Origin of the sequence: Variovorax sp. 770b2 (assembly GCF_900115685.1) — a bacterium.
Taxonomy (GTDB): domain Bacteria; phylum Pseudomonadota; class Gammaproteobacteria; order Burkholderiales; family Burkholderiaceae_C; genus Variovorax.
The window spans coordinates 1182104-1195600 of sequence record NZ_FOXJ01000001.1 but is presented as its reverse complement, the minus strand read 5'-3'; the positions used below and the strand labels follow the sequence as shown (position 1 = coordinate 1195600).

11 protein-coding genes are annotated in these 13497 nt (G+C 69.3%); 5 read left to right on the top strand and 6 right to left on the bottom strand.

Features of this window, described 5'->3' with window-relative positions; all coding sequences use genetic code 11:
- Positions 1 to 2: 2 nt before the first annotated feature.
- From BM133_RS05490 to BM133_RS05470, 5 genes are all read left to right on the top strand, one after another.
- Positions 3 to 1292: a glycosyltransferase WbuB gene (locus BM133_RS05490; protein WP_093432181.1), complete on the top strand. Its 1290-nt coding sequence runs from the start codon at positions 3 to 5 to the stop codon at positions 1290 to 1292.
- Positions 1289 to 2365 (top strand): UDP-glucose 4-epimerase GalE, encoded by a 1077-nt coding sequence (galE, locus tag BM133_RS05485; protein WP_093432179.1) that lies wholly within the window; start codon positions 1289 to 1291, stop codon positions 2363 to 2365. Before BM133_RS05490 ends, galE begins: the two co-directional genes overlap by 4 nt.
- A gap of 220 nt (positions 2366 to 2585) precedes the next feature.
- A complete protein-coding gene (locus BM133_RS05480; protein ID WP_093432178.1) occupies positions 2586 to 3359 on the top strand; it encodes a response regulator in 774 nt (257 codons plus the stop codon).
- Positions 3360 to 3404: 45 nt separating this feature from the next.
- Positions 3405 to 4166: a sensor histidine kinase gene (locus BM133_RS05475; RefSeq protein WP_093432176.1), complete on the top strand. Its 762-nt coding sequence runs from the start codon at positions 3405 to 3407 to the stop codon at positions 4164 to 4166.
- A 36-nt stretch (positions 4167 to 4202) separates the two neighbouring features.
- Positions 4203 to 5714, top strand: coding sequence for a mannose-1-phosphate guanylyltransferase/mannose-6-phosphate isomerase (locus tag BM133_RS05470; RefSeq protein ID WP_093432175.1), 1512 nt, complete (start codon positions 4203 to 4205; stop codon positions 5712 to 5714).
- On the opposite strand, the gene BM133_RS05465 is transcribed toward BM133_RS05470, so the two are convergent.
- The 6 genes from BM133_RS05465 to BM133_RS05440 are packed head-to-tail and all read right to left on the bottom strand — an operon-like array spanning position 5663 to position 13495.
- Positions 5663 to 8035, bottom strand: coding sequence for a molybdopterin-dependent oxidoreductase (locus tag BM133_RS05465; RefSeq protein ID WP_093432173.1), 2373 nt, complete (start codon positions 8033 to 8035; stop codon positions 5663 to 5665). The two genes, BM133_RS05470 and BM133_RS05465, sit on opposite strands and share 52 nt — an antisense overlap.
- Positions 8036 to 8058: 23 nt before the next feature.
- Positions 8059 to 8865, bottom strand: coding sequence for an SRPBCC family protein (locus BM133_RS05460; protein WP_093432172.1), 807 nt, complete (start codon positions 8863 to 8865; stop codon positions 8059 to 8061).
- Positions 8855 to 9331 carry a (2Fe-2S)-binding protein gene (locus BM133_RS05455; protein WP_093432171.1) on the bottom strand — a complete coding sequence of 159 codons (477 nt, stop codon included), beginning with the start codon at positions 9329 to 9331 and terminating at the stop codon, positions 8855 to 8857. The genes BM133_RS05460 and BM133_RS05455 overlap by 11 nt, the downstream gene beginning before the upstream one ends.
- Positions 9328 to 10209 carry an FAD binding domain-containing protein gene (locus tag BM133_RS05450; RefSeq protein ID WP_093432170.1) on the bottom strand — a complete coding sequence of 294 codons (882 nt, stop codon included), beginning with the start codon at positions 10207 to 10209 and terminating at the stop codon, positions 9328 to 9330. Before BM133_RS05450 ends, BM133_RS05455 begins: the two co-directional genes overlap by 4 nt.
- Positions 10202 to 12496, bottom strand: a complete 2295-nt coding sequence (locus BM133_RS05445; protein WP_093432168.1) for a xanthine dehydrogenase family protein molybdopterin-binding subunit — start codon at positions 12494 to 12496, stop codon at positions 10202 to 10204. Before BM133_RS05445 ends, BM133_RS05450 begins: the two co-directional genes overlap by 8 nt.
- A 6-nt stretch (positions 12497 to 12502) precedes the next feature.
- Complete coding sequence (locus BM133_RS05440; protein ID WP_093432167.1) at positions 12503 to 13495, bottom strand: Bug family tripartite tricarboxylate transporter substrate binding protein; 993 nt, start codon at positions 13493 to 13495, stop codon at positions 12503 to 12505.
- Positions 13496 to 13497: the final 2 nt, after the last annotated feature.

The window sequence follows — 13497 nt, the reverse complement described above, 5'->3', positions numbered from 1 at the left end:
CCGTGAAAATCCTTCTGTATTCGATGAACTTCACGCCCGAGCTCGCGGGCATCGGCAAGTACTCCGGCGAGATGGCCGAATGGCTCGCCGCGCGGGGCCACGAGGTCCGCGTGATCGCGGCGCCGCCTTTCTTTCCGCAATGGGCGGTGTTCGAGGGGCACTCGGCCTGGGCCTATCGCAAGAGCGAGGCCAACGGCATCACGGTCTGGCGCGCACCCACCTGGGTGCCCGCGAAGCCGCGCACGCTGGCGCGCGTGGCGCACCTGTTCTCCTTCATGCTCTCCAGCATGCCGCTGCTGCTGGCGCAGGCGCGCTGGAAGCCCGACCTCGTGTTCGTCGTGGAGCCGCCGCTTTTCTGCGCGCCCGCGGTGCTGCTGTTCTCGAAGATGCTGGGCATCAAGTCGTGGCTGCACATCCAGGACTACGAAGTCGATGCCGCGTTCGGCCTGGGCTGGGTGCGCGGCGCGGGGGTGCGGCGCTTCGCGCTCGCGGCCGAGCGGTGGCTGCTGGGCAAGTTCAACCGCGTCTCGACCATCTCGGGCGCGATGCTGGAGAAGGCCAGGGGCAAGGGCGTCGGCGAAGCCCGGCTCGTGCTGTTTCCGAACTGGGTGGACGTGTCGGCGATCCGGCCCGCCACGGGCGCGGCGGCACGCCCCACCGACGACGACACGGGCTTCAGGGCCGAGCTGGGCATCCCGGCCGATGCCCTGGTGGTGCTCTATTCGGGCAGCCTGGGCAGCAAGCAGGGCATCGAACTCCTGGCCGAGGCGGCGCGCCTCTTGGTCTACGCGCGGGACATCCACTTCGTGATCTGCGGCAACGGCCCGAGCCGCGAGGCGCTGATGTCGGCCTGCATGCGCCTTCGCAACGTGCACTTTCTCGACCTGCAACCAGCCGCGCGGCTCAACGAACTGCTGGGCATGGCCGACATCCACGTGCTGCCGCAGCGCGCCGATGCAGAGGACCTGGTGATGCCCTCCAAGCTGGCCGGCATGCTCGCCAGCGGCAAGGCCGTGATCGTGACCGCCAACCCCGGCACCGAGCTCGGCCGCGTGATGACGAACCGGGGCCTGGTGGTGCCGCCCGGCGATGCGGCGGTGCTGGCCGACGCCATCGAGCAGCTGGCGCTCTCGCCGACGGTGCGCGAGGCGCTGGGCGCGGCGGGCCGGGCGTTCGCGCAGGCCGAGCTGGACCAGAACGCGATCCTCTCGCGCTTCGAACAAGAGCTGTTTCGCTGCGTCGCAGGCGCGCAGACGGCACCCTGCACGCCCACCATCGAGTCCAAGGCATGACCCTTCCAAAGATCCTGGTGACGGGGGGCGCGGGCTTCATCGGAAGCCACGCCTGCGTGGCGTTGATCGCGGCCGGCTACCAGCCGGTGGTGCTGGACACGCTGGTCAACAGCGACCCGCGCTCGCTGCTGCGCGTGGCGCGCATCACCGGGGTGGAGCCGGTGCTGGTGCGCGGGGACGTGCGCGACGCGGTGGCGCTGGACCGCGCGTTCGCCGAACACGGGTTCGACGCGGTGCTGCACCTGGCGGGGCTCAAGGCGGTGGGCCATTCGGTGGGCGATCCGATCGGCTACTACGACGTCAACGTGGCGGGCAGCCTCGCGCTGGTGCGCGCCATGGAGCGCGCCGGGGTGCGCACGCTGATCTTCTCGTCGTCGGCCACGGTCTACGGCGACCTGCAGCGCTCGCCGATCCGGGAGAGCGCGCCCTATGCGGCCGTCAACCCCTATGGACGGACCAAGGTGATGGTCGAGCGCATGCTCGCGGACCTCGCCCGGGCCGACAAGCGTTGGGGCATCGCGTGCCTGCGCTTCTTCAACCCCATCGGGGCGCACGAGAGCGGCCTCCTGGGCGAGCACCCGCACGGGCCGCCCGACAACCTGCTGCCGTATGTCTCGCAGGTCGCGGTGGGCGAGCGCACCCACGTGGTCGTGCACGGCGACGACTACGAGACGCCCGACGGCACCGGCGTGCGCGACTACGTGCACGTGATGGACGTGGCCGAGGGCCACGTGGCGGCGCTGCGGCATGCCACGAGCCACCGGGGGCTGCTCACGGTCAACCTGGGCACGGGCCGCGGCGCCTCGGTGCTCGAGGTGATCTCGGCCTTCGAGCGGGCGTGCGGGCGGGCCATTTCCGTGCACGTCGGGCCGCGCCGCACCGGCGATGCCCCGGCCTATTGGGCCGACGTGCGGCATGCCCGCGACCGGCTCGGCTGGCGCGCGCGCAGGAGCCTGGACCAGATGTGCGCGGACTGCTGGCGCTGGCAACTGGCGAACCCGCGCGGTTTCGACGAACCCGAGCCCGAGCCGGCGCCCCCCGCACCGCCGGCCCCGGCCGTCACCGCCGAATGAAAACCGCAGAGGACAAACCGACACCGCCGCCCCCGCCCCCGTCCTACAGCCAAGGAAGTACGCCAAATGCCGAATGAACCAAAGCTCTATCTTTTACAAACGTAAGACATTTGTTATCTTTTAGTTGCTAAAAACGTTAACAGTCCAAATACCAAGAACCGAGGGCATTCCCATGCTTGACAACACGCTTCACTTTTCCGGAGAGCGGCCTTCCGGCACGATGGCCGAGCGCCGCGCGGTGTACGCCGCCGGCGTATGCATGCCCGCGGCGATGCCCTGGCCGGACTTCCTCACGGGACAGGAGACAGCGCCGGTGCGCGTGCTGCTCATCGACGACGACGAGTTCGTGCGCCGGGTGATCGCCCAGGAGCTGTTGTCGGACCTGCGCATCCAGCTGGAGGGCCAGGCCGACAGCATCCGCGAGGGACGCAAGCTCCTGGCCACGCACGAGTTCGACGTGCTGATGGTCGACCTGCGCCTGAGCGACGGCATGGGCTTCGAGCTGATCGACGAGGCGCGCAACCACCACAGCAACGGCGAGATCATCGTGATCTCGGCGCTGGAGGACGACTCGCACGTGCTGCGCGCCTTCGAGCTGGGCGCCACGGGCTATCTGCTGAAGAACGCGTGGCTGCAGAGCTTTGCCGAAGCCGTGCTGCACGTGGTGAACGGCGGCGCGGCCATCACCCCCCGGCTCGCGCGGCGGCTTTTGCACCGCATGAACCAGAACAACCACCATCACACTCATCAGGATGAACCGGCCGGCGACGCCTCGCCGATGCTGCGTGCGCCCTCGCGCGATGCGACGCTCACGCCGCGCGAGAGCGAGATCCTGCGCTTCGTGGCGTGCGGCTACGTCTCGGCCGAGATCGGTTCCAGGCTCGGCATCACGGGGCAGACGGTCAACGTGCACATCAAGAGCATCTACAAGAAGCTGCATGTGCATTCGCGTGCGCAGGCCGTGAACTTCGCGGTTCACTCGGGCCTGATCTGAACGGCGGAAATTCCCGCCCGCCAACGACCGGGGGAGATCCCTTTCATGCCATCCGAAGCCTGTGACCCCAGCCTCTCGGCCATGCTCGCCGAGCGCCAGCGGATCGCCAACGACCTGCACGACGGCGTTGCCACGCGCCTGGTGATGCTGCTGGCCAGCATTCCGGTTCACAACCGCCTGAACGCGGAGATCGCGCGCGGCCTGCAGGAGTGCCTGCTCGAGCTGCAGATGACCGTGGACGGCCTGGGCGCCGAGCACATGTCGCTGGGCGAGATGCTGGGCAACCTGCGCTACCGGTTCGAACCGGCCTTCCGGCGCAGCGGCATCGACTTCCAGTGGGACGTGTCGGACCTGGAGACCGGGTCGCTGGACGACGTGCGGGTCCACCGCGAGCTCTGCAAGATCGTGCAGGAGGCGCTCGCCAATGCGCTGCGCCATTCGGGCGCCCGCCGCGTGCAGGTGCGCGTGCGGCTCGCGCACAGCCGCGGCAACGAACTGCTGACGCTGGAGGTGAGCGACGATGGCCGCGGGCTTCCCCATTCCACCGATGGCGGCGATGCCGGCGATGGCGGCGACCGCGCGGCCGGGGCGCAGCGCAGCCGCGGCCGGGGCCTTCGCAACATGCGCGCGCGCGCCGAGGCCATCGGCGCGGGCATCGGCATCTCGAACCTGTCGCCGCGCGGCTTGCGGGTGGGCGTGATCCTGCCGCTCGGGGGCCATGCGGGCCGCGCGGTCCATGCGAGCCGCCCCGCCCGTGCGGGCCACGCGGTCGCGCCCGGGGCCGTCCTGGCGTCGCCCCGCCGGTAAGCCCGCTTTCCATCCACTCCACAAAGATTGGTCACCATGAACGCATCCACCATTCATCCCGTGCTCCTGTGCGGCGGCAGCGGCACGCGCCTGTGGCCGCTCTCGCGCAAGGCGCTGCCCAAGCAGTTCGCCCCGCTCGTGGGCAACAAGAGCCTGCTGCAGCTCACGCTGGAACGCCTGTCGGGCCTGAACCGGACCATCACCTGCGTGGCCTCGGAAGACCATCGCTTCCTGGTGCGCGAAGCGATGGACAACGCGCAGGCGCAGGGCCGGCAGATCCTGGAGCCGATGCCGCGCAACACCGCTGGCGCGATGGCCGCGGCCGCCCTGCTGGCCGACCCGGACGACCTCCTGCTGTTCGCGCCCGCCGACCACCACATCCCCGACGCCGCGCTGTTCGCGGCCACGGTGCGCAGCGGCGTCGAAGCGGCGCTGGCCGGGCGCATCGTCACCTTCGGCGTGACGCCCAGCTTTCCGAGCACGGCCTACGGGTACATCGAGGCAGCCGGGCCCACGGGCCACGGCGCGAGCCATGCGGTGGCGCGCTTCGTGGAGAAGCCGACGGCGGCGGTGGCCGAATCACTGATCCTGCAAGGCAGCTATTGCTGGAACGCGGGCATCTTTCTCGTGCAGGCGCGCGCGCTGGTCGCGGCGCTGCGCACGCATGCGCCCGACATCCTGGCCGCCTGCGAACGCGCGACCGCGGCGCACTCGGTCGACGGCAGCTTCGTGCGCCTGGGCCGCGAGGCCTTCGAGGGCTGCCGCAGCGAGAGCATCGACTACGCGGTGCTCGAAAAGCACACGGACGTGGCGGTCGTGCGCTTCGAGGGCGCCTGGAGCGACGTGGGCAGCTGGAACGCCGTGGCCCAGCTGCACCCGGCCGACGACGCGGGCAACCGCCTGAGCGGCGGCATGGCGAGCGTCCTGCGTTCGCGCAACACCTTCGTGCATGCGCCGCACCGGCCGGTGGTGGCGCTGGGCACCGAGGACCTGATCATCGTGGACACGCCGGACGCCGTGCTGGTAGCCGGCGCGGGCTGCGCCGAGCAGGTGGCCGAGGTGGTACGCATGCTCGCGTGCGAGGGCAAGGCCGTGGCCACCGAGCACCGCCGCGTGGTGCGGCCCTGGGGTGCCTACGACAGCGTGGACACGGGCGAGCGCTTCCAGGTGAAGCACCTGACCGTCAAGCCCGGCGGCACGCTGTCGCTGCAGATGCACCACCACCGCGCCGAGCACTGGATCGTCGTCAAGGGCACGGCCAAGGCCACGCGCGGCGGCGAAGTGCTGCTGGTGCGGGAGAACGAATCGATCTACCTGCCCTCGGGCACCATCCACCGGCTGGAGAACCCCGGCAAGACGATGCTGGAGGTGATCGAGGTGCAGACCGGCGGGTACCTGGGCGAAGACGACATCGTGCGTTTCGACGACACGTATGGGCGCTGCGCGCCGATCGAGGTGCGGGGCGGGGCCGAGCGGGCCGCCACGCCGCCGGCCCATCAGCCGGTGATGCCCCCGGTGGCCGAGGCCGGCGTCGGCGCGGCCGCCTGAGCGGGCGGCGGCTCGATCGCGGGAAGATCGAAGGCGCTGACCCTGGGCGGGTTCACGCACTTCTCGATCTGCACCAGCACCGTCTGCGCGACCGAGGACTGCGTGAGGCGCGAGGTGCCCTTGTCCATCGTCACCACGTTGGGGTTGCCGTGCTTCTCGACGGAGCATGGTGCCGCGGGGTCCTCGGGATCGAACCATGCGCCGGTCGCCACCTGCAGCACGCCGGGCATGAGGTCGCACGAGATCACGGCCGATGCGAGGAAGGCGCCGCGGTCGTTGAAGACCTTCACCACATCGCCGGCGACGATGCTGTAGCGCTGCGCATCCGATGCATGCAGGGTCAGGGGCTCGCGGCCATCGACCTTCGTCGCGCGGCTGACGGCGCCTGCGTCCATCTGGCTGTGCAGCCGCCCCTTGGGCTGGTTGGACAGCAGGTGAAACGGAAACCGCGCCGCGCTTTCGCCTCCGAGCCATTCGGCCGGTTCGAGCCACGTGGGGTGCGGCGGGCAGTCGTCGTAGCCGAAGGCTTCGATGCGGCGCGAGAAGAGTTCGATCTTTCCCGAAGGCGTGGCCAGCCTGTTCGCCACCGGATCGTCGCGAAAGGCCGAGAGAAAGAGCGGCGGCTCCGCGGCCATCGGGAATTCGTAGCTGCCCGCCGCCCAGAATTCATCGAACGCCGGCGGCGAGAAACCCAGCTCGAAGGCGCGTTCGCGGGCCTGCCCGTACATGTGGCGCAGCCACCCCATCTCGTCGCGCCCCTCGGTGTAGGCCTGCCTGAACCCCAGCCGCTCCGAGAGCTCCGCAAAGATGTCCATGTCGTTACGCGCCCCGCCCACCGGATCGATGACCTGGCGCATCGCGATGTAGTGGCGCTGCAGGTCCGTCGCCAGGATGTCGTTGCGCTCCATCGTGGTCGTGGCCGGCAGCACGATGTCGGCGTACTTCGCAGGCGGGTTCCACCAGGGCTCGTGCACCACCACCATCTCGGGCTTGCGCCAGGCCTGCACGAAGCGGTTCAGGTGCGTGTTGTGGTGAAACGGGTTGCCGCCCACGGAGTAGATGAGCCGGATGTCCGGCATGCGGATCGTGGTGCCGTTGAATTCGAGTTCGCTGCCGGGGTTGAGCAGCATGTCGGCCACGCGCCCCACGGGCACGAAGCTGCGCACAGGGTTCTTTCCCAGCGAAAGGGTCGGGCGCGGAATGCCGTCGGGCCGGCTCGTCGTGATGCCGTTGACCGCGCCGAACCCGAGGCTGAAGCCGCCGCCGGGCAGGCCGATCTGCCCGAGCATCGAGGCGAGCGCCACGGTCGCCCACACCGGCTGCTCGCCATGGTCGGCGCGCTGGATCGACCAGGTGGTGGTCACCAGCGTGCGGCAACGCGCCATCCGCAATGCGAGGTCTTCGATGGTCTGTGCCGGCACGCCGGTGATGGCCGAGGCCCAGGCGGCGCTCTTGGCCACGCCGTCGTCCTGTCCGAGCAGGTAGCGCTCGAAGGCGCCATAGCCTTCGCAGTGCGTCGCGAGAAATCCGGTGTCGTGCAGGCCCTGCGCGACCAGCGAATGCGCCATGCCGAGCATCATCGCGACGTCGGTGTTGGGGCGGATCGGAATCCAGTCCGCCCGAAGGCCCTCGGTCATGTCCCCGCGCGACGGGCTGATGTTGACGAAGCGCACGCGCGATGCGGCGGCGCGTTCGATCCAGTGGGCGTTGTCGTGCGTCACCGCGCCGCCGGCGTCGATCTGCATGTTCTTCGTGTGCGCGCCGCCGAACATCACCACGAGTTCGGAGTGCGCGACGATCGACGGCCAGGGCACGACCATCGCGGTGATGTCGTTGTCGCCGGTGACGTAGGGCATCACGCCCAGCGCGGCGCCGAAGCTGTGGTTGCCGCGCTTGTCGACGTAGCCGCCGAAGAGGCCGAGAAAGCGCTTGAGCACGCTGGGCGAATGGTGCAGGCGCCCCGCACTTGCCCAGCCGTAGGAGCCGCCGTAGATCGACTCGTTGCCGTGTTCGGACTTGATGCGCTGCATGCCGTCCACGATGAGGCCGAGCGCGGTGTCCCAGGACACCGGCACGAAGGCTTCCGAGCCCCGGCCCTGCGCCGACCGCTCCCGGTTTTTCAGGTACCCCGAGCGAACGTAGGGCCGGTCGATACGCAGCGGGCTGCGCACCATGTCGGGCAGGCTGCGGATGAGCGCGGTGGGCGCCGGATCGCTGGCGAAGGGAACGGTCGAGACGATCTCGCCGGACGCCGACACCTCCACCGAATACACGCCCCAGTGCGAGGCCGTCTGGATGGTTCTGTTCGCAGCGGTCGTCATGGCGCGCGCTCGTTTTGCATGCCTTACTCCTGGCGCACGAGGTAGTCGCGCAGCCACTGGCTGCAATGGCTCGCGCCCTCGACCGGCCACAGCACCTTGACCACCGTGTCGCCGCGATGGATCTCGATGCAGATGTCCGTCGATTCGCGCCGGGGCGAACGGCCGAACCAGCGCGACCACCAGGTGCCGGCCGGCACCGCAGCTTCGTGCTGCACGACGACCGGCGGTGCGGGCCGCGGCACCTCGATCGGCGCGTCGATCGGCGCTGCAACGGGCGGGCGGGCAACCGGGTGCGAGGCAGGCGCCGCCACCGGCGCCCTGGCTGCCACCGGCGGCTTCGCCGGCGCCTGCGTGACCTTGACGCCGCTTGCCGCCGCATCGCCGGTGCCCGTGATCCGCGCCACGAGCTTCTCGGTGAACTCGTCCCACATGCGGTCGGCCTTGGTCTTCATCGCGCTCAGCCCGAAGGTGCCCAGGCGCCCCAGCACATCGACCTTCACGAGGATGCGCAGCTCGGTCTGGCCGTCCGCCTGTTCCGTGAGGAAGATCTCGCTGGTCTGCTTGAGCGAGCTGGCGACGGACGTGTCCTCGCCCGTGCCCTCGGTTCGCAGGTAGTGCGGCGCCCGCTGCTCGACGATGGTGGTCCTGAGCTTGAACTTCGCACTGATGAACGACACCTTCACCTTGATCTCGGCGACGTACTCCAGGTCGCTGATGACCTGGATGGACTGCATGCCGGGCACGCAGCCGCCCATCACCTGGGGGTCGAGCAAGAGTTCCCACACGCGGTTCGCGGGGGCGGGAACGACAACGGTTTTTTCAATTTCCACGCATCTTCTCCGCGGCAACAAGAATGGATTCGACGATCTGGGTGTAGCCGGTGCAGCGGCAGAGATTGCCGTTCAGGCCGTGCCGCACCTCGTGTTCGGATGGCGAGGGGTTGTGCGCCAGCATGGCGCACGAGGTCATGAGGAAGCCGGGCGTGCAGTAGCCGCATTGCAGCCCGCCGCACGCCATGAAGCTTTCCTGCAGCGGGTGCAGGTTCTCGCCCTCCGACAGGCCTTCGACCGTGGTGATGCTGCGGCCATCGACCTGCACCGCCAGCATCAGGCAGGACTTCACGACCTCGCCGTCCAGGTGCACGGAGCATGCGCCGCAGATGCCGGTTTCGCAGCCGCGCTTGGTCCCCGTCAGGTGCAGGTCGTCGCGCAGGAAATCGCTCAGCAGCCGCCGGGAGGAAACCTGCGCAGCGTGGACTTCACCGTTCACGGTGATCTCGATGTCGTGTTGACTCACGGCCTGTCTCCTTCTTCCTTGTCCAGCCCGAACACTTCGAGCAGGGTGCGCCGGGCGATGACGCGCACCATGTCGCGGCGGTACTCGGCGGCGCCGCGCAGGTCGGACACGGGCTCGATGTCGGCGGCCACGATGTCGGCGGCCTCGCCGATGCGCTCCAGCGTTGCTTCGCTTTCCGCGAGAAAGGCTTCCGCCCTTCTCAACCGCAACGGGATCGGTGTCGATGCACCGACGGCGATCCGCACCGCATGGCAGCGCGCGCCGCTGCGGCGCGCCGAGACGGCCACGCTCGCGAGGGGCCGGTGTTCGGCCGCGGTGCGCAGGAACCGCGAATACACGCCGGTGGTGCCCGGCTCCGGTGGTGCGATGCGGATCTCGGACAGGAGCTCGTCCGGTGCGAGTGCCGTCGTGTAGTAGTCGATGAGGAACGCCTCGATGCCCATCACCCGGTCGCCCTGTGTGCCGGTGACGACCACCTGGGCGTCCAGCGCCATAAGGCAGCCGGGCGGGTCGGTCGCGGGATCGGCGTAGCAGAGGTTCCCGCCGATGGTCCCCTGGTTGCGCACCTGCGGGTTGGCCACGCGCGAGGCCATGCTCGCGAGCATCGGGTAGTGCGCCTGCACGAGCGGCGAGCGCGCGACTTCGGCGTGCAGCGTGAGCGCGCCGATGCGCAGGCCGTTGGTCTCGTCATAGGCAATGCCCTTCAGGCCGGGCAGCGTGCCCAGCGACACGAGGTGCGTGGGCGTCAGCATGCGCTGGCGCATCGCCAGCATCAGCGCAGTGCCGCCCGCGATGACGCGGCATTCGTCGCCAAGATCGGCCAGCATGTGGGTCGCCTCGGACACCGACACGGGCTGCAGGAAATCGAAATCACGCACCGGCGGCCTCCTTCTGCACGCGCAAGGCGGCGAGTATTTTTTCGGGCGTGATCGGCAGGTCGACGATGCGCACGCCGATGGCGTCGTACACCGCATTCGCGATCGCAGGCGCCCCTGGAAGAATCGCCGTCTCGCTCGCGCCCTTGGCGCCGTAGGGACCGTTCGGGTCGTTCGATTCGACGAAGCCGCCGCGCAGCATGGGCACGGCATCGGCCGTGGGCATCGTGTAGTCGGCGAGGTTGCCGTTGACGATGCGGCCCGCCTCCAGGTGCAGTTGCTCGTACAGCGCCCAGCCGAAGGCCTGCACCGTCGCACCGTTGGTCTGGCCGTGGATCGCCATCGGGTTGAGCGCCTTGCCGCAGTCGTCCGACACGAAGCTGTCGATGACAGTGACCTGCCCCGTGTCGATGTCGACTTCGACCTCGACCGCCTGTGCCGCGAACGAGTAGGACGGCGCGATGTTGCCGTAGACCTTGTCGTCGTGCATCACGGTTTTCGCGTCCCACGTCGCACTCACCTGGATGGCCTCGCCACCGTGGCGCCACACGTGCTGCCGCGCGAGGTCGCCGATGGTGAGCCGGCGGTCGGCCGCCTCGCGCACGTGGACGGCACCGTCGGCCATGTCGAGCCGCTCGACCGGCACTTCGAGCAGTTCGGCGGCCAGGGCGAAGAGCTTCGCCTTCGCCTTGCGGGCCGCCTCGATGGCGGCATTGCCCGCGACGATGGTCACGCGCGATGCGAGCGAGCCGATGGCGAACGGCGCAACGTCGGTGTCGGGCGCTATCACGTGCACGTGCGAGAGCGGAATGGCCAGCTCGTGCGCGACGATCTGGCTGAGCATGGTCATCGCGCCCTGGCCCATGTCGCATTCGCCGCTGTGCACGACGACGCGGCCGTCTTCGTTGATCTTCACGACCACGGTCGAGCCGTCCCAGTTGCCGATGGTGCGGTTGCCGCTGACGTGCATGGCCGCGGCCATGCCCACGCCGCGGCGCCTGGAGCCGCCCGGTGCGCCGCTCTTCCTGGGCTCGCCCCAGCGCAGCGCGCGCGTCGCCTGGTCGATGCATTCGACCAGCCCGGTGCTCGCGACCTTCCAGCCGTGAACCGACACCTCGCCCGCGCCGATGGCGTTTTTCTTGTGGACCTCGGCCGGGTCCAGGCCCAGCTGCTCGGCCATCATGTGGATATGGCTGTTCAGCGCGAACAGCATCTGCGTGCCGCCGAAGCCGCGGAAAGCGCCGTGCGGCGGCGTGTGCGTGTAGACCATGGTGGCGTGCGAGCGCACGTTCTTCAGGCGATGCATGTTGTCGCTGCGCATGGCGCTCACGTGCATCACCTCCGAGGCCAGGCCCGCGTAGGCGCCGCAATCCGCGACGATGCGCACGTCCTTGGCCACGATGAGGCCGTCCCGCGTCATGCCCAGCTTGAGCGTGATGCGCTCGGGCAGGCTCGTGGGGCACGCCAGGAAGTCTTCGAGCCGGTTGTTGACCAGCCGCACCGGCTTGCCGGTCTTCACCGCGAGCAGGCCGGCGACCAGCTGGTTCGCGTCCTCGACGATCTTGCCGCCGAAGCCGCCCCCGGTCGTCGCCTGGATCACGCGAACGGTGGACACGGGCCGCTCCAGCGCCGCGGCCAGGCGCGCGCGGGCGAGGAAGGCGGATTGCGTGGACGTCCACACGACCAGGCGCCCTTCGGCATCGAGCATGGCGACCGAACCCATCGGCTCCAGGTATCCCGGGTACTGGGCGTGCGTCGTGTAGGTGGCCTCGTGAACGAGGTCGGCCTGGGCAAAGCCCTCGTCGACGCTGCCGCGCTCGAAGCGGATCTCGTGCGCGATGTTGTCGGCGCGCCCGTCGTGGATGTTCGGCGCTTCTTCGTCGAGCGACTCCTCGGGCAGCAGAACGGCCGGAAGCTCTTCGTATTCGATGCGGATCAGGTCGAGCGCGTCTCGTGCGATCTCATCCGAGATCGCGGCAACCGCGGCAACCTCTTCGCCGCAGAAACGCACCACGCCCTCCGCAAGAATGCGCCGCTCCTTGTGGCTGACGCCCCAGAGCGCGCGCGGGGCGTCGGCGCCGGTCAGCACCGCCTTGACGCCGGGCAGCGCCAGTGCGTCGGAGGTGTCCACCGAGACGATGCGCGCGTGCGGGTAGGGACTGCGCAGGACCTTGCCATGCAGCATGCCCGCGACCTTGATGTCGCCCGCGTACTGCGCCTTGCCGAGCACCTTGGCGCGCGCCGTGACCTGCGGCGTGTCGCGTCCCAAGGTCGATTGCGTCGTCGTCATGGGCACTCAGTCGGCCTGGATGTTCAGGTCTTTGATGACTTTGCCGAGCCGCTCGTAGTCCGACGCATTGACCTTGGCCATCGCGGAGGGCGGCCCGCCGACCGGCGCCGCGCCGAAGGTGCCCATCTTCGCGATCACGTCGGGCATCTTGAGGATCTCGTTGAGGTTGGCGTTCAACACGTTCACCACCGCGGCCGGCGTATTGCGAGGCGCGAAGAGCCCGTTCCATGCGCCCGAGTCGATGTCCTTGTAGCCAAGCTCGGCGAGCGTGGGAACGTTGGGCAGCAGCGGGGAGCGCTTGGCGTCCGAGATGGCGAGCGCGACCAGCTTGCCGGAAGCCACGTACTGGGCGACCGGGCCGAGCGTCACGTAGGCCAGCGGGATGTGTCCCGCGACCACGTCGGTGACCGATGGCGCGACCCCGCGGTAAGGCACGTGCTGAACCTGGATTCCGGCTTCCCGGTTGAGCCACTCGCCTGCAATGTGCATCGGCGAGCCGGCGCCGGGCGTTCCGTACGACAAGGGCTTGCCCGCCTTGGCCTGCGCCACCAGATCGGCCACGCTCCTGATGCCGGACGACGGATTCGCGACCAGCAGGACCGCCTGGTTGGCCGAATGAATCACAGGGGTGAAACCGTTGACCACGTCGTACGAAGCCGATGCCCCGAGCTTCATCACCAGCGGCGCGGTCGTGAACGGGTTGGGCGTGAACAGCAGCGTGTAGCCGTCCGGCGCCGCGCGGCCCACGTAGGTGTTGCCGACCGTGCCGCCCGCGCCGGGCCGGTTGTCCACGATGACGGACTGGCCCAGGCGCGCCTGCAGCTTCTCGGCGAACAGCCGCGCCATGGCGTCGGTGTCGCCGCCGGCCGGGTACGAGACGACGATGGTGATGGGCTTGGTCGGGTAGGCTGGCGGCTGAGCCTGGGCGTGCACCGCACTGGCCCAGAGTCCTCCCGCAAGAACACCCAGAGCAAGGAACAACGGACGGCTGACTTTCATCT